We start from the raw sequence: 18,001 nt of genomic DNA, 5'->3' as shown, positions 1-18,001 counted from the left end.
ATCAATCTGTCAAGGAACATTGCGCGTTTTGCGGGGTGCAAAGGTAACATCCGTTTTCTATTCTCACAAGCTTTATCAAATCTTTTTTTGAAAATAAATTTTCCTTTTGATCTAAGTAACTTGCCAGTATTTTAAAGAACTTCTGCTCCATTGCGGGTGCAAAACTACACCCTTTATTCGCTTTTACAAGCTTTTTAATCCCTTTTTTTTGACCTTTTCTTAATTTTTTCTTTAACTAGCTGATATCACGTTTTTTGAAGATTAAAGTTTTTTAAATAATCCTAATTCTTAACTCCCCTTTTAATCCGTTTCAATCCTAAATCACCTTTTTATCTATCCTCACAAAGCTTTAATCTCCATTCCCTTTTTTTGAAACCTATCCAAATCACGCTTTATTACACTTTTTATGCGCTTCCTTCTTTTTCATTTACTGAAAATTAACACCACCATACCCTATCCTAACAAAAGAGCACAACACAGTAAACGATTTTATACTATACCATATATAATGACTGAACAGCTCTTTGCTTTACTATAACACATACAAGCTACAATTACTTGCGGCAAAACAACAAAATATTCTGGTTTCCAAATCTTCGCGTTAGGGATAGTAGTGGAAAGCCCGCAAGAAAGTGGAGTGAAACACAACTTTATGAGGACTTGTAGCGGATAGCCCGACCGTTTATAAAAAAGAGAGGCTACTATCTATATTGATAATAGCCTCTCTTTTTTATAAATGGGAACGCACTAATGATAATCTAATCGAAACGTATGGCTTTGACTGGAGAAATTTTAGTTATTATATAGGACGGAATTAATAATACAAAAAAACAAACGGTCACAGTAAGTAGGTTTAGCACTAGGATATATCCCCAATTTAAATAAACTGGTGCTTGGTTTACATAATAGTTTTCTGGATTCAACTGGATCACGCCAAATTGTTGCTGGAGTAACAATAGTGCTATTCCGATTAAGTTTCCCCAGAAAAGCCCTCTTACGATAAGATAGAAGGCATTATATAGAAATATTTTCCGGACGGACCAATTATTGGCTCCTAACGCTTTTAGGATTCCTATCATTTGGGTTCGTTCGAGAATTAATACTAATAGTGCAACCACCATGTTGATTGTGGCCACAAGAATCATGACAACTAATATAACGATGATATTAAAATCGAATAGCTGAAGCCATTCAAATATATAGCTGTATTTTTCTAGTATGGTTTTACTATCTAATGTAGAAGCTGTTTGTGCATAGACTTGTTCTCCGGTAGCTTCGATAGTATTAAAATCGTCAACAAAAACTTCGAAAGCACCAATTTGATCTGGAGTCCATTTATTGATACGCTGCATGTGACGAATATCTCCTATTATATAGGTTGCATCGAATTCCTGAAAACCGGAATTGAAGATTCCTGTAATTTTAAATCTCCGAATATTGGGCAACTGATTTTGATTTTCTTTGATGAAGAATGTATTGAACAGATCTCCTACTTTCAAATTCAACCTATTGGCAAGGAATTGAGACAATAACACTTCTTGATTCACATTTTTTGAATAATCAGGTAATTTGCCTGAAACCAGATACTCTTTTATATTATCCCATTTGTAATCATTCCCCACTCCCTTGAAAATAATTCCTTCGAAAGCGGTTTCGGTTCTAATAATTCCTGCTTTACTGGCAATGGCTTGAATATGCTCCACTTCAGGAACAGCAGTAAATTTTGGATAAAAATCTTGTTTTTTAGAAATTGGAACTACCGTGACTTCGGATTGATTGTTGTCATAATTGGAAATAACGATGTGTCCGTTGAAAGCCGCAACCTTCTCTCGGATTTTTTGTTGCAGTCCAATTCCTGTCGCTACCGAAATAATCATCATAATCATACCAATTGCAATTGCTGAAATAGCAATTTTTATAATTGGAGCAGATATGCTACTTTTATAATCTTTAGCAGTTATGAGTCTTTTGGCTATGAAATATTCTAAATTCAAAATTTATAGTTTGCAACAAAGATACATAAAGTTTTTTGCCACAGATTAAACAGATTTAAACAGATCAAAAATAGTACTATGAAATATTTTAGCTATACTTACCTCTTATTATTGACATTAGTTGTACAATCCTCTTGTGGAAGTTCTACAAAAAACAATCAGTATAGCAGCAGTACGGATAGCTTGCCAAAAATCCATTTCCAACCATTTTTTAGACCACATCAAATACCAATATTTAAAACGGGAGCCGATAATTACGAAAAATATATTTCTCTGTTAGAAAATAAAACAACAGGAATTGTAACCAATCAAACGGGAATTCTATCTGACAAAACCCATTTTGTTGATTTTTTACTTTCCAAAAATATCAATGTGCAAACTATTTTTGCTCCAGAACATGGTTTTCGTGGCACTGCTGATGCGGGAGAACATGTGGTTGATGGAAAAGATTCTAAAACCGGGCTGCCAATTATTTCTCTATACGGTGATAATAAAAAACCAAAACAAGAACACCTCGCTGGAATCGATATCATGATTTTCGACTTGCAAGATGTAGGCGCACGGTTTTATACTTACATCTCCTCGTTACATTACATCATGGAAGCTTGCGCTGAAAACAACATTCCGCTTTTAGTTCTTGACAGACCAAATCCGAATGGAAGTATAGTCGACGGTCCAATTCTTGAGCCAGAATTTACCAGTTTTGTAGGCATGCATCCAATTCCTTTGCTACATGGAATGACAATTGGCGAGTATGCTAAAATGATAAATGGAGAGAAATGGCTGAAAAATGGCATTCAATGCAAATTGACCGTTATTCCGTGTATTAATTACAACCGAAAAATGAATTATAGTTTACCTGTAAAACCTTCACCGAATCTTCCAAATGATCAAGCCGTGAATCTTTATGCAAGTTTGTGTCTGTTTGAAGGCACAAATGTAAGTGTGGGTCGTGGAACTGAAAAACAATTTCAGATTTATGGTTCTCCGTATCTACCAAAAAGTGATTTTAGTTTTATACCCAAACCAAATTTTGGTGCACAAAATCCAGTTTACAATGGCGTGAAATGTTATGGGGAAGATTTATCAACACATACAAAGGTCAGTAAACTAGAATTAAAATGGTTGATTCAAGCCTATCAAAGCACAACGGAAAAATCGAAATTCTTCAATCCTTTTTTTACCAAACTTGCAGGAACTAAAAAACTGCAACAGCAAATAGAAAATGGAATTTCCGAAAATGAAATCAGAAAAAGCTGGCAGAAAGGACTTATTGAGTTTAAAGCAATGAGAATGAAATATTTGATATACTAATTCTCACCCCCCTTCCGATCCCGAAGTTTCGGGACGGGACTCTACAAAGCAGAGGGAGACAAAATAGAAAATTTTTAAAGCGGCATTTTCTTTTTCATTTCCTCTACAATATTAAACGCTGCCGGGCATATCGCTACGTTTTTCAAGGTTAAGTCTGTAATTTGTTGGAATTTTTTTCGATCCGTATGCGGGAATTCTCTACACGCTTTTGGACGTACGTCATATATCATGCACGCATTTTCATCATCGAGAAAAGTACAGGGTACACTTTGCAAAACATAATCTCGGTCTTCATCGATTTGAAGGTATTGCTGGATAAACTGTTGTGGCTTTTGGCGTAGGTATTTTGAAACACGCTCAATGTCGGCATCCGTAAATAATGGTCCCGTAGTTTTACAACAATTAGCACACTTTAAACAATCCGTTTTCTTGAATTCAGCATCATGCAAATCTTGCATCACGTAATCCAAATTCTTTGGTGTCTTTTTTTTCAGCTTATCAAAATACTTTTTGTTTTCGATATGCTTATCTTTGGCTTCCTTAGGGAGATTGTTTAAAATATGTTTCAAATTTAAAGTTTAAAGTTGGAACCACAAAAGTAACAAACTTGAATCCTTTAACCTTAAACTTTAAACAAAAAAAGATGAAAGACCTTTTTGGCAAAGCCATACTTGATTTTCAAACCAATAATTCACCCGAAGATTTAATTACGGAAACTACAATATCTGAAGAAGATGAAATGAGCGTTGCCTACTTGTTTCGTTCTTATGATGAAATGCCCCAAATGGAACAAAAAGCGTTACAACTTGCCAAAGGTAAAATCCTGGATGTTGGCTGTGGCGCAGGAAGCCATAGTTTATCTTTGCAAAACGAACGCAATCTAGACGTAACCTCTATTGATATTTCAGCAAATGCTATCCAGGCATGTACCTTGCGTGGATTGAAAAAAGCAAAAGTTCAAGATGTACTGACATTAGAAAATGAAAAGTACGACACCATACTCCTATTGATGAATGGTGCGGGAATGTGCGGTAAACTTAAAAACATCCCGAATTTCCTTTTAAAACTAAAATCATTATTGAATCCCGGCGGACAAATTCTATTAGACAGTTCTGATATAATTTATATGTTTGATGACGATGAAGATGGCGGAAAGTGGATTCCTTCCCAAAAGGAATATTATGGAGAAATCGTTTTTAATATCTCCTACAAAGGCGAGAAAGAAAAACCATTTGACTGGATGTTCATTGATTACAACACTTTGCAAAATGCAGCTTTAGATAATGGACTAAAATGCGAGTTGATTCTTGAAGGTGAACATTTTGATTATTTAGCAAAACTTTCCATTTAGAAAACACATAAAACTACTTAGTATGGGAAATTCAGCGGTGGAAAAATTACGTTATCCTATTGGGAAATTTATCAGACCCGAGATCTATTCAAGTGAATATCTCCATAATAAAATAAAAGAAATCGCAAGTTTTCCAGAACGATTGAAAAACGAAGTCATTCATTTGACAGAGGAACAACTCGAGACACCATACCGTCAGGATGGCTGGACGATTCGTCAAGTCATTCACCATTGCGCCGACAGTCACATGAATTGTTTCGTTAGAATTAAATGGACATTAACTGAAAATAAACCGCTAATAAAAGCGTATCAAGAAGATTGTTGGGCAGAATTACATGATAATTTAACGATGCCCATTCAACCCACACTTTCATTTCTTGACGGATTGCATTTTCGTTTGGCATATATAATGAACAGTCTTTCTGAAGCAGATCTTGAAAAATCTTTTATACATCCCGAACATAATACCGTTATTCAATTGAAGGAAATAATTGCAACCTATGCTTGGCATGGAAACCACCACTTAGCGCATATTACCGAATTGAAAAAAGAAAAAGGTTGGTAGTATAAGGAGCTATTTCCAGCTATTCGCTATATCTTTTTTTCTCATTAAAAAAATGAGAAAAAAAGGATGTCGCTACTATCTGGGCTAGGAAATCTGCTAACAAGAAGTAAGCCTTCCGAAAATTAATCAGTATCTTTTTTAATTAAAAACCCCAAACAGCACTTGTTGTTTGAGGTTTTTAAGTATTAAGGAATATTCAAATATTTATGTGTTTGCAACGAGACACGCCATTTTGGGTTGTTCATTACATAATCAACAATTAACGGAGTCATTTCTTCTTTTTTACTCCATTCCGGTTGAAGAAATAAAATGGCATTCTCATTTACTTTATCAGCTTGCTCTTCGGCAAAAATAAAATCATGTTTATTGTAAATAATCACTTTTAATTCCTGTGCGTTATCATACACCGTTTGAGTTGGTAATTTGTTTTTCTTTGGCGACAAACAAATCCAATCCCAAGTTCCCGTAAGCGGATAAGCCCCAGAAGTTTCTATGTGCACTTTTCTATCACTATCTTTTAGCTTTTGTGTTAGCAAGCTCATGTCCCACATCAATGGTTCACCACCAGTAACCACAACAGTTTCTGAATATTTACTTGCATTGGCAACAATTTGATCAATACTAGTTGGCGGGTGTAGCGCCGCATTCCAGCTTTCTTTAACATCACACCAATGACAACCTACATCACATCCGCCAATTCTAATAAAGTACGCAGCTGTTCCGGTATGGTATCCTTCCCCTTGAATGGTGTAAAATTCTTCCATTAAAGGAAGCATTGCACCTTTATTAACTTCTAACTGTATTTCTTTTGATAACATTCTTTAATTTTAAAGTGCAAAGATAGTTAATTAGAAAAGGAGTCCATTTGCAAACACAGACTAAAATGATAAACTTTCAATAAGCCAAAAAAGGCGTGTATTAAACCGTTTTGAAATAATTAATCCAACTCTGAATACAACGATCCTAAAATAGGAGCACAAAAAAACCGATAGCCAAAGACTATCGGTTTTTGATATTGAGACAAATTCTTATTGTTTCAAAATTTTTATTGACTCTGTCGCATAATTATTAGCAGGGTCTAATGCTAATGTTTTTTTAAAATATTCAATAGCTTTAGGCTTGTCTGTATTAGCAAAACTGGCTGCCATATTATTGTAACATTCAATAAACTTAGTTTTTACTGCAGGTTTTGCTATTTCCTCAGCACCTAATTCCATTGTTTTTAAAAGATAATCTTCATAATTTTTCACCATCAAGTCATCTTTTTCAAGTAATCTATTGGTTCTTGCTTTATACAAGTATGCTTCTAAATAAGTAGGAGAAGCAACTAATACTTTATCAAAAGCAGCATCTGCTTTTGATAAAGCAATTGCATCTACTTTTTCGCCTTCCTTTTTGTTAATATTGGCATAGTAATTCGCTAGACCAAAATAGACGTTGTCATCCAGATAATTAGTAGACTCAGGAGAACTGGCTCCAGATTCAAATACAGCTGCAGATTCTTTGTATAGTTTTTGAGAAAATAATTTTTTACCAATATCACTCAAATCTTGAACCGCTAATGGCTCCATTTCGATTGCTTTTTTAAGACCTTTCATTCCTGAATCAAAAGCAACGGAGTCTATAGCTAATCCATCTTCGCTAGTCCCTTTTTTTATTTTAGTCAAACCTAAATACAAATAATCTTTAGCGATTACTTTATTAGTTGGGGAAGCGATAAAACTTTCCAATGATTTCAATGCTAAATCAACATTTCCATTTTCATAAGCCGCATATCCTAAATAACGATAGATTCTTGGATTAACTTTGTCCAATTCGATCATTTTGTTAGCTTCCGCTTCCAGTGCAACATAATCCTCTATCAAGATTAGAAAATCAGCTCGACGCATTCTAGAGTTAATCGAGTAATCGGTTAAAGCCATATATTTATCGTAATAGCCAATTGCTTTTTTATAATTCACAGCCGCTTGAGAAGGTTTATTACGTGCAATTTTATAATAAGTCTCCGCTAATTCTCTATACACTGGTCCATAGTTAGGATTAATAGCAATAACCTCTTCATAAGCTTTTAAAGCTTCGTCATACGATTTTGCTCCTTTAAGCAAAACACCCAGTTGCATTTTTGCTCTTAGCAAAGAATTATCTGCTTGAAAAGCACTTCTATAAGCTACATAAGCTTCATTTTGTTTGCTATCACCATAGTAAGCATCACCAAGGGCAAGCTGTAACTGTGCATCATCTGCATTTTTTATGGCAGCGCGATTCAAAATAGCGATTGCATTTTTATAATCGGGCTTTTCAGCATTCATATAGGCTCTTGCTTGGTAAACGTACTCTGCAAAATCCTTTCTTTTCATGTCTTTGGTGGCCAATACAAATTTTGCTTGAGCTGCCGCAACATCATTGTTATCTAAATCCATTTGACCTAAGCCAATGTAATTCAAATTAGCTTCATCAGAAGCTGTTAATCCTTTTTGGAAATAAATTTTGGCGGAATCTTCTACATTTTGAGTAAGATATACATTCCCTAAAGTAAAAAAAGCAGCTCCATTAGATGGATTCTCCTTAATAATTGATTTTAAAATTGCCTTCGCACTTTCGAACTGTTCTGCATCGATCGCTTTTTTTGCTTGATCAATATCTTGCGCTTGACTTGCAAATGCCGATGCTAATAATGCAACACTAAACGTTTTTAATTTATTCATTTTCATTGTAGTTAATTTAATTTTTATCATTGTATATTTTTTTTCTAACCTGAATTAATCTACTCGGTGTTCGTACCGGCAGTAAACCAGATTTAAGTATTATCCGCTGTCCTCTTTCACCTGCTACAAAAGAGGCAAAACCCATTCCTAATCCAGAAGAACCCTGACAATTTATTATATACAAATCACGTGCCAAAGGATAGGTTCCCTCTGCAATATTATTTTGCGATGGCGGATAATATTGATTTCCAGTAGTACTTTTAACGCTAAGCACCTTAATTTTTTTTACAATATCTTTCATAATTCCAGAAGGTTGATAAAGCCAGTTTAGCCCCACTATTCCAATCATTCCTTCATTTTCAGACACATACTTTATTACCTCTTCATTGGTTTTAAAAGAAAAAATCCCCTTTTTCGGAAGTTCTGACACACCCGCTAATTCATTCATATAACGAACAGTACTGGAATTTGGATTATCAAAAACCAATCCCTTTATTGCCGTTTGAGACTTCCCTTGCAGAAAGGCTATAATGTCATTTAAAGCGACTAAGGTATCCTTAATTTTCTCATTTGCGATTAAAGCAATCCCATCAGTAGCGAAAGGAGTCACTTTTGGAATAATTTTTTTACCCTCAAAAATCTTATTTTCCTCAGCATTTAATTTTCTGGATAAAATGGCAATACTTAATGAATCATTTAGCAATGATCGGAGCACTTCTTTTTCAGATTTAGCATTCAACGTTATTTTTGCAGGATACACACTTTCAAAAACCGCTATCTGATCCTCAATCACAGGTTGTAATGTTTCATCAACTAGTATCGTTGTAGAACCTTTTAAAATAGTTTCTTTATTTTCCTTAGATCCTTCCGTTTTTTTACATGCAAAAAGAAATGCAAACAAAGAAAGAAAAATAAAATACGGAATTATAGCTGTTTTTTTCATGATCTAGTTGGTATTATTAATAAGTCGGATGAATCTAAAAAAAGAATATACAATAAGAAGCAAACCAAATGCTATTCTATATCCAGTATCCATTACTATGGGAAATTCTTTCATAAAGATAATAAATAAACCCAAAACCAGATAAACTAAAAAAAACATAATTCCTAAAACGAGAAGAAATCGCTCTTTGAGCGATTTCTTCTGAATATTAATACGTATGCTCTTTAACATTAATTTGCCGTTTGAATTGTAATTGGTAAAGAATACAGCACTCTGACTTTTTTACCGTTTTGTTCACCCGGAGTCCATCTAGGAGACTTTTTCAAAACACGAATCGCCTCTTTCCCTGTACCATAACCAATATCTCTAATTACTTTAATATCGGTTAAAGAACCATCTTTCTCTACTACGAAAGTAACATATACTTTACCATTCAACCCGTCTTCTTCAGGAGTTTGATAATTATTACCCACATACTTGTAAAATTTCTCTATCCCACCTGGAAAATCAGGTTTAACCTCAATCCCAGCAGTGTTGTAAATTTGGTTATCTACTTCTTCTACTACCGCGGCAGTACCTGTACCTACAGGCTCTACAGTCAATACTGCATCTGGATCACCTTTTATGGTCACTGCACCTAATTTTTTGTCTTTAATTTCAACAATTTTGGGTGGTTCTTCTGTAACTTCTTCCGCTTTTGCTACAACAGGTTTCACAAATTTAACCTGATCCACTTTTGGAGGTGGAGGTGGTGGTGGCGGGATGTTTTCTTTAGGCTTTTCTTGCTTTGGCGGCAACTTTACTGCTGTAATTTTAATATCTCTATTTTCCTCTACATCAGATGTATCCGGAAGCAGACTAGCAATAAGAGGGGCACTAACGGCCAAACTAAAAAGAATACTTCCAACAATAAGCGCTCTCACTGAGGTCTTATTATTTTCTTTTCTTAGTTCATACGCTCCATAACTTTTATTTCGCCCTTCAAAAACGATATCCAGCCATTGGTTTTTAAATATATCTAATTTCATTTTTCTTAATTATTAGGTTATTAGGCTATTAGATTAAAATCTTATTTACCTTCTAACAATTTTGTTTCCTCAGGTGAAAAATCATTTACAATTGCATAAGTTGGAACGCCAACAATTGCCATTTCATCAAGTATATCAACTAAGTTACGATAATTAGATTTCTTACTTGGCTTGATGATCACAATAACTCCTTTGTCTTTGTTTCCAGTATGCTCCACTACTGATTTTTTTCTAGCCAATAATTCTTTACGAATTCCGTTTTTTCCATAGGCAATATCTTTTGGACCTGCAATTGGCGTAGCCAATAAACCCATGTAATATACCACCTTATTGTTCTCACCAAGCATAATTGTTAAAGTACGATTTTCATCTACTTTAATATCCTTATTTATTTTAGGATCGTCTTCTTTATCTGGCAACCCCAAATCCATTGATTGGGGTTTTGACAACGTAGTAGTCAGCATAAAAAATGTGATCAATAAGAATGCCAAATCCACCATAGCAGTTAAATCTACTTTTGAATTTTGTTTTTTACTTCTTACTTTACCACCTTTTCCGCCTCCACCGTCGCCGGTATTTAATTCAGCCATTGTAGTGTATGTTTTTTAATTAAAAATCTTCTCCTCTTAAACCAGTAACTAAATTAAAGCTATTGATTTTTTGATCTTGTAAAATATCCATCACCTTTTTAATTGCCTGATATTCTTCTTTTGCATCCCCTTTTATGGCTATTTGCAATTCTTTATCAGCAATTTCAATATTGGCAATACGAGCATTTTGTATCCAATCCGCTAATTGATTATCAAGTGAATCTTTTGGAATACCTGGTTGGTTTGCTTTTCCTCTGTCTGCAGCTTTCATCTCTATGATTTGCTTCAAACTTTGAATTGGCACACCAAAACCATCCATCAGTGCAAATTTATCAGCATCATCAGCTGAGAATTCAACACCATATTTTTGACCCATTAATTCTAACGTTTTTTTACGAACTTCTCTTCCTTTTAGATCAAAGAATACTTTTCCTTTTCCAATAGTAATTGTAGCCAAATCTGTCTCAGGCAATTTTGTCTGAACTGTAGAAGAAGGCGTGTCTACCGGCAATGCTTCTGGTACTTTAGCTGTAGCGGTCAAGATAAAGAACGTAAGCAAAAGAAACGCAACATCACACATCGCAGTCATGTCAATTGACGTTGACTTTTTTGACATTTTTAGTTTAGCCATTATCTTTTTTATATTTTATTTTGACGCACATGACGTCAAAAAAATTATTATTGTTTTAAGCTTCCTCTAAATCTTCTGTAAGTATTTACAATTGTAGTACCTGCTTCATCAATAGAATAGGTTAAATCATCAATTTTAGAAGTAAAGAAGTTATACGAAACGATTGCTAATACTGAAGTCGAAATTCCAGTTGCAGTGTTGATAAGTGCTTCAGAAATACCATTTGCAAGAGCCGCTTGATCAGGAGTACCTGCACTAGCTAATGCTCCAAACGCTTTAATCATCCCTGTTACCGTACCTAATAATCCTGCAAGAGTTCCTAAAGAAACCAAAGATGAAATAATAGTCATATTTTTCTCTAACATTGGCATTTCTAATGAAGTAGCCTCTTCGATTTCCTTGTGAATTGTTTCAGCAGCTTCTTCGCTATTGAATCCTTCTTTTTTAACATCTTGGTATTTGATCAAAGCTGATTTTATTGCATTTGCAACAGATCCTTTCTGTTTATCACACAAAGCGATAGCTCCATCAATATTCCCTTCTTTAATATCATCTTGTACTTTTTTCATAAACTGATCTAAGTTTCCTGATCCAGCTGCTTTTGAAATCACAAAATATCTTTCAAAAGAAAAAACAACAGTCATCAACAATAAACCCATCAAAACTGGTACAATTGGACCTCCTTTGTATACCATTGCCAAATAATTACCCGGTATTGGGTGTCCTGTATTTACTCCGCCTTCAAAATTGGCACCATCTCCCATTATAAAATTCCAAATCAACCATCCTACAAATACACATGCCACAATAATGATTCCTGAAATCATTCCTCCTCCGTTTGAACTCTTTTCTTTTTTAACGTTTGCCATTTTTTTTAATTTTAATAGTTTTAAATAATTTATTTTAGTTATAATAAACTTGTAGTGGAGCAAATTTATATTTTTAGTTCAAATAAAAAAACTTTTTTTAATTTTATTGTCATTAATTTTATTTCAAACAAACATTTAGCAATTTACTCATTGCATATATATCAAAATCTATAAGGAAATCATTCGTTTTACAAAAAAAAAAATACATTTTTAAGAAATATTAACATAAATTTTCAATAACCGTTTAAAAGCAGTCAAAAATATATTTTTTTATTATTAAGAGTAAAAAAGCAGGAAAACTGCATTATACCCCATAATTTACTATTTTAGGATACTAATAGCAGCTTACAAATCCTTTTAATTCAAACTTATCATGACCAGAAAAGAAGATTTTATACAAGACATAACGCGTGGGTACCTTTCAAAAGGAGAGAGTATGACTTTGGAGGAGTACTATTAGGCGGAGAAGCTCTAGCAAATGCACCCATAAAAATTCCCTTAAAAACCTTAAACCGTCATGGGTTAATTGCCGGAGCTACTGGAACGGGGAAAACCAAAACGATCCAAGTTCTTTCATAACAACTATCCTCTTTTGGGATTCCTGTTTTAATGATGGACATAAAAGGCGATTTTAGTGGTATTGCTAAAGAAGGGAAATAAAAACAATTTATAATTGAAGGCGAGACCGTGGTTCTTACAGCAGGACAGTCCATAAAAATAGAGAAGAATACCCGTGTGCACTATTCCGATCCTTTTAATGAAGTCTGTGAATATTTAGCTATTTGCAAACCTTCATTTTCTTTAGAAAAAGTTAATAGAGCAGACTAACCCTTATATAATTTGTATCTTTATACTTTCCATAAAAAAAGTATGAAAGTTCAAAAAAAAATTATAATAGTTGGCGCTGGCTTTGCTGGATTGCGTTTGGCTCAAGATTTAGAAAATACAGATTTTGATGTTTTACTGATTGACAAAAACAACTACCATCAATTTCAACCCTTGATGTACCAGGTAGCCACAGCAAGGCTTGAACCTGCCAGTATCTCATTTCCGTTACGAAAAGTATTTCAGCATTCGAAAAATGTCCGCATTCGAATAGCTGATGTACTTCGTATTGATCCGGAGCACAAAATAGTACAAACCTCTATTGCTGATTTTGAGTACGACCATTTGATAATTGCCTTTGGATGCACGACTAATTATTTTGGAAATGCTGAAATAGAAAAATTTGCATTTCCCATGAAATCGGTGCCGGAAGCGATCCAACTTCGCAACCAAATTCTACAAACTTTTGAAGATGCCTTAATTGCTTCACCAGAAGAGCTACAATCGCTAATGAACTTTGTGATTGTTGGCGGAGGCCCTACCGGAGTAGAACTTGCAGGAGCTTTGGCAGAAATGAAAAAAAATATTTTGCCAAAAGATTATCCGGATAAAGATTTTTCGAAACTCACCATTTATATTCTTGAAGGATCTCCGAACGTATTGAACCCAATGAGTGAAGATTCCCAAAAAACGTCTCGTAAATATCTGGAGGAACTAGGTGTCATTGTAAAAACGGATACTATTGTAAGCCATTACAACGGTAAAACCGTAAGCCTGCAAAACGGAGACAGGATTGCATCCAGAAATGTGATCTGGGCAGCAGGAATTACAGGAAACACCCTGGAAGGCATTCCCAAAGAAAGTATTACCAGAGGAAATCGCTATCTTGTTGACCGATTTAATAAAATAGAAAACCTCGAAGACGTGTATGCCCTTGGTGATATTTCATTCATGGCTACTCCTAAATATCCCAATGGTCATCCGCAAGTAGCCAGTGTTGCTATAGAACAAGGAAAAGTATTAGCCACAAACTTCAAACTAAGTCTAAAAAACAAACCTCAAATCGAATACGAGTATCATGATAAGGGTTCTATGGCTACAGTAGGGAAACGAAAAGCGGTGGTCGATTTGCCAAAATTTAGTTTCCAAGGAAGATTGGCTTGGTTTACCTGGATGTTTATCCACCTTATGTTGATTTTGAGCGTCAAAAACAAACTTTCTATTTTTATCAATTGGACGTTCAGCTATTTCAATAATGACAGCACCTTACGAGTCCTACTGAAACCGGCAACAAAAGATAAATAACACCAAAAAGGACTTTGAATAGAGTCCTTTTTTTATTTTAACAATTCTAAAATGGTCTTTTCAACTACTTCTGAATCCCAGATTTCTTTGATATTTTCCATTTTTAAAATTTCTTCCATAATTGCATTTTGATAATCACCTATAGCCAACGCTTCTGTATAAGGCCGATCACTAAATGTTACACGACTGTATAGCGGAATCCATTTTTCAGGGTGCTTGTCTGAAAATGATTTTTCAATTTTCTTTTGCAAAAGGAAGTTTTCATCTGCAGTCTTAGAACTCATTTCTAAAAAATTTCGATAGGAAAGCTCTGCAATAGCATCGGCATTTTGTTTACGGGATTTTTGATATTCGGAAAAAATAGATTTCCAATCATCCCCGTACTTTTCAATCATTTCATACAGCACTGAAATATCTTCAAAACCGGCATTCATTCCTTGTCCGTAAAAAGGGACAATGGCATGACTCGCATCCCCAATCAAGGCAACCTTATCCTCATACGTCCAAGGAAAACACTTCATGGTTACTAATGTACTGGTTGGGTTCCGGAAAAAATCTTCCGCTAATTTTGGAATAACATCAATCGTATCCGGTAAATTTTTTTCAAAAAAAGCTTCTACTGACTTCCTGTCCTTTAAGGAATCAAAGGAATTTTCTCCTTCAAAGGGCATAAATAAAGTACAGGTAAAGCTTCCGTCTAAATTGGGCAAGGCAATCAACATATATTCTCCTCGTGGCCAGATATGAAACGAATTTTTATCCAATTTATGTGATCCATCCCCGTTTGCCGGAATATTTAATTCTTTATATCCAATAGGTAGAAATTCTTGCGAATAATCGAACATACTCTGGCGCTGCATGCGGTGACGAATTCTTGAAAAAGCACCATCAGCGCCAAAAACCATATCGTATTTTTTATCTTCCCATGCGCCTCTTTCGGTTTCGCCTATATGAAGCGTGGCATTTTCTAGAGTTACATCCCAAATTTTGTGCTCAAAAAAGAACTCTGCTCCTGCGGCTTCCGCCAAATCGATCATTTTTCGGTTTAAAATTCCTCTCGAAATTGAATCAATGGATTCGCCTTCCTGACCATAATTTTGAAAATTAAGTTTATCCACTAAATGAATTGCCCGTTTTTTCATGGGGATTGCGATCGCTCGAACAGCATCACCTACTCCAACTCCATCTAAGGCTTTCCAGCCGCGATTAGACATCGCTAAGTTGATAGAACGTCCTGAAAACTGTATCTTCCTGATATCTGGACTTCTATCGTAAATATGAACAGTATGACCTGCTTTACGAAGGTAAATAGCTAGTAAAGATCCGACTAGTCCAGAGCCTACAACTGCTATTTTTCGGGGAGTTTGCATTAATTTTTTATAAAAAGTTAGGCAAAATTACTGATTTAATGTTTTAATAACTTTAAAAAACAATCATTTTTTATAGGGAATAAACACCAATTTTGTCGAAGTCCTAACAATCTCCTTTTCGTTCAGTTTCATTCTTCTGAATTTTCCTGAATTATACAATTCCGCCTGATCGTTATAATGTGCACTGAATGGATTTCCGGATTGTCCCGTTGGCAAAATGGCCCAGCTATTTTCAATGTCTGAGAAATCAATAATTCTTCGTGTTGAAGGCCCGCCTTTTACTTGATACTGACCCGTTTCGGTATAATCAAAAAACAAATTATTAATCACTTCCGTTGAACCTGAAACCTCAAATGGACCAACATTAAATATAGTTCTTAAAGCTGCAATTTTACCCAACGGATGCTGATGTTCCAGAGTATGTACTTTGTTCCAGGTCCAAGCTGATACGGAATTGCCCAATTGTTTTTCTAAAGCAGCAATCGATTCCTTGAACGATAGCGACACGATTTCTCGCCTTGTTTCCGAATGGTTTTTTGTATTGATATTATCCCACCACAGTGAGTTTTTGTTTTCAAGTTGTCTGGCGATCATTTGCTTCATGATATGCGTGCCTAAAAACTGCTTGAAATTAGCAGCTCCCAGTTCGTCCTCAAAAGTATTTTTTAAATAATTAAAAATCCATTTATTATAGATTGTGGGTGCTACATCATCCAGATTATTAGAACCTTTCCATTTTTTCAAAACAGCAAAGGCTTCTTTTTCATTATTTGAAAGCGTAGTGTAATCCAGATTCGAAATTAAACGTGCTACAACGTCAGGCGCAACTGGTGATGTATTATCAAAAATCATGCTGCCCACAGTTGCCTTATTCCATTTTGTTTTTTTATTCAATAATTGCGTGATTCGTTTGGCTCTGTCTTCAGGAAGGTAATAGCCCGGATACAAAAATCCGTCTATTGCCTCTGGTTGATTATTGGCTGAATACACGTAATTCCATTTTGGATTCACCGCTGAAGGATTTTTGGAGAAATCCAAATATTCCTTGATATCGTCTTTCCCGCTCGCCCCATCCAAAATAAAATTCGGATTCACGCCTTCATTATGCTTGTATAATTTTCCTGTTGCCCACCATGCAATATTTCCTTTGGAGTCACCATACATAACATTCAGTCCCGGTGCGGCTATCAGAGCCACTCCTTTTAGAAAATCTTCCTTGCTTTCAGCGTGCGAAAGCCTATACACTGCGTCCAGAATTCGTATGGGTTGTTGGGTATAAATCCAAGACATTGCCACTGGTTTGTCCTTATCCAGCCCTACAATTAAGTCATTCATGATAGGCCCGTGACGACTCACTTTTACATTCAAAACCACATCAGTAGAATCTTTTATTTTTATAATTTTTCGGCGAATTTCATAATTCCTATACCCCGTTGGCGTTTTGTAAGAGGTCGCATTTCCAGGACTATTTTCTTCTTGGTACAAATCAATATCATCATTTTCAAACATGGTTAATCCGTACGCATAGTTACGGTTATGTCCCAATAATGGGAATGGAGTACCTGCTAAATAGCAACCGTACAATTCAAAATCCGGAGTTACTAAGTGCGCTTCATACCAAGTTGCGGGTTGCGAAAACCCAATATGTGGATCATTGGCAAAAATCACTTTTCCTTTTTTAGTTTTCTTTGGAGAAAGAACCCAGCTGTTGCTTCCTATAAAGGGTGGGATAGGGGATTGGTCTAAAAGTGAGGCTACTGATTTTGAAATAGCAGCATATTCCTGTGGCTTATGTTTTGCATTTTTTATTTTTGTGGTATTAAATGAACCGTCAATGCCAAAATCCTTGAGATAGTCCATTCCGTACTTGTTCCGAATATCCGTCAACAAAGGATCTGACTTATGGGCCATAGCAAAACTAAAAGACATGTATCCAAAAATATTGTAGACGTCTTTTATGGTAAACTTTTCTTTTTTGACACCAACTAAACTGAATTCTATTGGCGTAGTTCCCTCTGCCATATATTGGTTTATCCCGTCTAAATAGTCCATTGTCAATAGATAACTGGAACTTTTCTTATCTAAAGCTGCGATTGCTTTTGCGGAAGCTTCTTCGATTCCTAATCCGGCAAAAAACAGATCACTTTTCAATCCAACTGGTCCAAAAATTTCTGACAATCGTCCCGGAGCAATACGCCGCATCAATTCCATTTGCCACAATCGTTCTTGCGCATGTACGTAACCCAACACAACCATAGCGTCCCTTGAACTTGCCGCATAAATATGAGGCACTCCAAATTCATCAAAATAAACTGTGGTTTCCTTTCCAATATTTTTAAGTTTTAGTTCCCCTTCATAGGTTGGCTTTAAATAAAACCCATAAATCAGCACAACTATTGCTGAAAGAAACAATAAAGAAAGTAAAACCAGAAGGACCTTTTTAAGTGTTTGCATCTTTACATAAATTGGCAACAAATATATAAGATTTATAAGTCAATTAGAACAATTTAC

Annotated in this window: 15 protein-coding genes and 2 pseudogenes; 6 read left to right on the top strand and 11 right to left on the bottom strand. The window is 35.1% G+C overall.

Annotated features, from left to right (window positions below):
• Positions 1-758 precede the first annotated feature (758 nt).
• The gene (locus EKM03_RS11375) at positions 759-1,994 is read right to left on the bottom strand and encodes an ABC transporter permease (protein ID WP_126457400.1); all 1,236 of its coding nucleotides are present in this window, start codon (positions 1,992-1,994) and stop codon (positions 759-761) included.
• Between the two features lie 78 nt (positions 1,995-2,072).
• Between EKM03_RS11375 and EKM03_RS11370 the strand changes: the two genes are divergently transcribed.
• A complete protein-coding gene (locus tag EKM03_RS11370) occupies positions 2,073-3,308 on the top strand; it encodes an exo-beta-N-acetylmuramidase NamZ domain-containing protein (protein ID WP_126457401.1) in 1,236 nt (411 codons plus the stop codon).
• 74 nt (positions 3,309-3,382) lie between these two features.
• Here EKM03_RS11370 and EKM03_RS11365 read toward each other — a convergent pair whose 3' ends face one another.
• Positions 3,383-3,877, bottom strand: coding sequence for a YkgJ family cysteine cluster protein (locus tag EKM03_RS11365; RefSeq protein ID WP_126555029.1), 495 nt, complete (start codon positions 3,875-3,877; stop codon positions 3,383-3,385).
• Between the two features lie 74 nt (positions 3,878-3,951).
• Between EKM03_RS11365 and EKM03_RS11360 the strand changes: the two genes are divergently transcribed.
• Both EKM03_RS11360 and EKM03_RS11355 read left to right on the top strand, forming a co-directional pair.
• Entirely contained in the window at positions 3,952-4,659 is a 708-nt protein-coding gene (locus tag EKM03_RS11360; RefSeq protein ID WP_126457402.1) for a bifunctional 2-polyprenyl-6-hydroxyphenol methylase/3-demethylubiquinol 3-O-methyltransferase UbiG, read from the top strand.
• A gap of 22 nt (positions 4,660-4,681) precedes the next feature.
• Positions 4,682-5,224, top strand: coding sequence for a YfiT family bacillithiol transferase (locus tag EKM03_RS11355; protein WP_126740437.1), 543 nt, complete (start codon positions 4,682-4,684; stop codon positions 5,222-5,224).
• A 185-nt stretch (positions 5,225-5,409) separates the two neighbouring features.
• On the opposite strand, the gene EKM03_RS11350 is transcribed toward EKM03_RS11355, so the two are convergent.
• From EKM03_RS11350 to EKM03_RS11315, 7 genes are all read right to left on the bottom strand, one after another.
• A complete protein-coding gene (locus tag EKM03_RS11350) occupies positions 5,410-6,042 on the bottom strand; it encodes a 7-carboxy-7-deazaguanine synthase QueE (RefSeq protein WP_126457404.1) in 633 nt (210 codons plus the stop codon).
• 210 nt (positions 6,043-6,252) lie between these two features.
• Positions 6,253-7,959 (bottom strand): tetratricopeptide repeat protein, encoded by a 1,707-nt coding sequence (locus tag EKM03_RS11345; RefSeq protein WP_317125126.1) that lies wholly within the window; start codon positions 7,957-7,959, stop codon positions 6,253-6,255.
• Positions 7,946-8,872, bottom strand: a complete 927-nt coding sequence (locus EKM03_RS11340) for a PstS family phosphate ABC transporter substrate-binding protein (protein WP_126457405.1) — start codon at positions 8,870-8,872, stop codon at positions 7,946-7,948. The genes EKM03_RS11345 and EKM03_RS11340 overlap by 14 nt, the downstream gene beginning before the upstream one ends.
• A gap of 230 nt (positions 8,873-9,102) precedes the next feature.
• Complete coding sequence (locus EKM03_RS11330; protein ID WP_126457406.1) at positions 9,103-9,900, bottom strand: energy transducer TonB; 798 nt, start codon at positions 9,898-9,900, stop codon at positions 9,103-9,105.
• Positions 9,901-9,941: 41 nt separating this feature from the next.
• The gene (locus EKM03_RS11325) at positions 9,942-10,490 is read right to left on the bottom strand and encodes a biopolymer transporter ExbD (RefSeq protein WP_126453123.1); all 549 of its coding nucleotides are present in this window, start codon (positions 10,488-10,490) and stop codon (positions 9,942-9,944) included.
• 19 nt (positions 10,491-10,509) lie between these two features.
• Positions 10,510-11,121, bottom strand: a complete 612-nt coding sequence (locus EKM03_RS11320) for a biopolymer transporter ExbD (RefSeq protein ID WP_126457407.1) — start codon at positions 11,119-11,121, stop codon at positions 10,510-10,512.
• A 47-nt stretch (positions 11,122-11,168) separates the two neighbouring features.
• Complete coding sequence (locus EKM03_RS11315; protein ID WP_126453117.1) at positions 11,169-11,990, bottom strand: MotA/TolQ/ExbB proton channel family protein; 822 nt, start codon at positions 11,988-11,990, stop codon at positions 11,169-11,171.
• Positions 11,991-12,363: 373 nt separating this feature from the next.
• Between EKM03_RS11315 and EKM03_RS11310 the strand changes: the two are divergent.
• From EKM03_RS11310 to EKM03_RS11305, 3 genes and pseudogenes are all read left to right on the top strand, one after another.
• Positions 12,364-12,644 (top strand): annotated as a pseudogene (locus tag EKM03_RS11310) (helicase HerA-like domain-containing protein); the annotation flags it as partial.
• A gap of 6 nt (positions 12,645-12,650) precedes the next feature.
• A pseudogene (locus EKM03_RS15500) lies at positions 12,651-12,818 on the top strand (cupin); the annotation flags it as partial.
• A gap of 42 nt (positions 12,819-12,860) precedes the next feature.
• Complete coding sequence (locus EKM03_RS11305) at positions 12,861-14,120, top strand: NAD(P)/FAD-dependent oxidoreductase (RefSeq protein WP_126576810.1); 1,260 nt, start codon at positions 12,861-12,863, stop codon at positions 14,118-14,120.
• A gap of 32 nt (positions 14,121-14,152) precedes the next feature.
• Here the strand turns inward: EKM03_RS11305 and EKM03_RS11300 are convergent, their stop codons facing one another.
• Both EKM03_RS11300 and EKM03_RS11295 read right to left on the bottom strand, forming a co-directional pair.
• On the bottom strand, positions 14,153-15,490 hold the full coding sequence (locus tag EKM03_RS11300; protein ID WP_126740436.1) for an NAD(P)/FAD-dependent oxidoreductase: 1,338 nt from the start codon (positions 15,488-15,490) through the stop codon (positions 14,153-14,155).
• A 63-nt stretch (positions 15,491-15,553) separates the two neighbouring features.
• Positions 15,554-17,944, bottom strand: coding sequence for a penicillin acylase family protein (locus EKM03_RS11295; protein ID WP_126562863.1), 2,391 nt, complete (start codon positions 17,942-17,944; stop codon positions 15,554-15,556).
• Between the last annotated feature and the right edge of the window lie 57 nt (positions 17,945-18,001).

The organism is Flavobacterium sp. GSP6, from assembly GCF_003984855.1.
GTDB lineage: Bacteria > Bacteroidota > Bacteroidia > Flavobacteriales > Flavobacteriaceae > Flavobacterium.
This window is presented reverse-complemented; position numbering and strand designations above follow the sequence as displayed.

Bases quoted from the DNA above. Each gene is read 5' to 3' on its own strand.
- EKM03_RS11300 (WP_126740436.1), bottom strand. From the start codon at position 15,490: ATGCAAACTCCCCGAAAAATAGCAGTTGTAGGCTCTGGACTAGTCGGA.
- EKM03_RS11340 (WP_126457405.1), bottom strand. From the start codon at position 8,872: ATGAAAAAAACAGCTATAATTCCGTATTTTATTTTTCTTTCTTTGTTT.
- EKM03_RS11295 (WP_126562863.1), bottom strand. From the start codon at position 17,944: ATGCAAACACTTAAAAAGGTCCTTCTGGTTTTACTTTCTTTATTGTTT.
- EKM03_RS11370 (WP_126457401.1), top strand. From the start codon at position 2,073: ATGAAATATTTTAGCTATACTTACCTCTTATTATTGACATTAGTTGTA.
- EKM03_RS11355 (WP_126740437.1), top strand. From the start codon at position 4,682: ATGGGAAATTCAGCGGTGGAAAAATTACGTTATCCTATTGGGAAATTT.
- EKM03_RS11360 (WP_126457402.1), top strand. From the start codon at position 3,952: ATGAAAGACCTTTTTGGCAAAGCCATACTTGATTTTCAAACCAATAAT.
- EKM03_RS11315 (WP_126453117.1), bottom strand. From the start codon at position 11,990: ATGGCAAACGTTAAAAAAGAAAAGAGTTCAAACGGAGGAGGAATGATT.
- EKM03_RS11305 (WP_126576810.1), top strand. From the start codon at position 12,861: ATGAAAGTTCAAAAAAAAATTATAATAGTTGGCGCTGGCTTTGCTGGA.
- EKM03_RS11325 (WP_126453123.1), bottom strand. From the start codon at position 10,490: ATGGCTGAATTAAATACCGGCGACGGTGGAGGCGGAAAAGGTGGTAAA.
- EKM03_RS11320 (WP_126457407.1), bottom strand. From the start codon at position 11,121: ATGGCTAAACTAAAAATGTCAAAAAAGTCAACGTCAATTGACATGACT.
- EKM03_RS11350 (WP_126457404.1), bottom strand. From the start codon at position 6,042: ATGTTATCAAAAGAAATACAGTTAGAAGTTAATAAAGGTGCAATGCTT.
- EKM03_RS11330 (WP_126457406.1), bottom strand. From the start codon at position 9,900: ATGAAATTAGATATATTTAAAAACCAATGGCTGGATATCGTTTTTGAA.
- EKM03_RS11345 (WP_317125126.1), bottom strand. From the start codon at position 7,959: ATGATAAAAATTAAATTAACTACAATGAAAATGAATAAATTAAAAACG.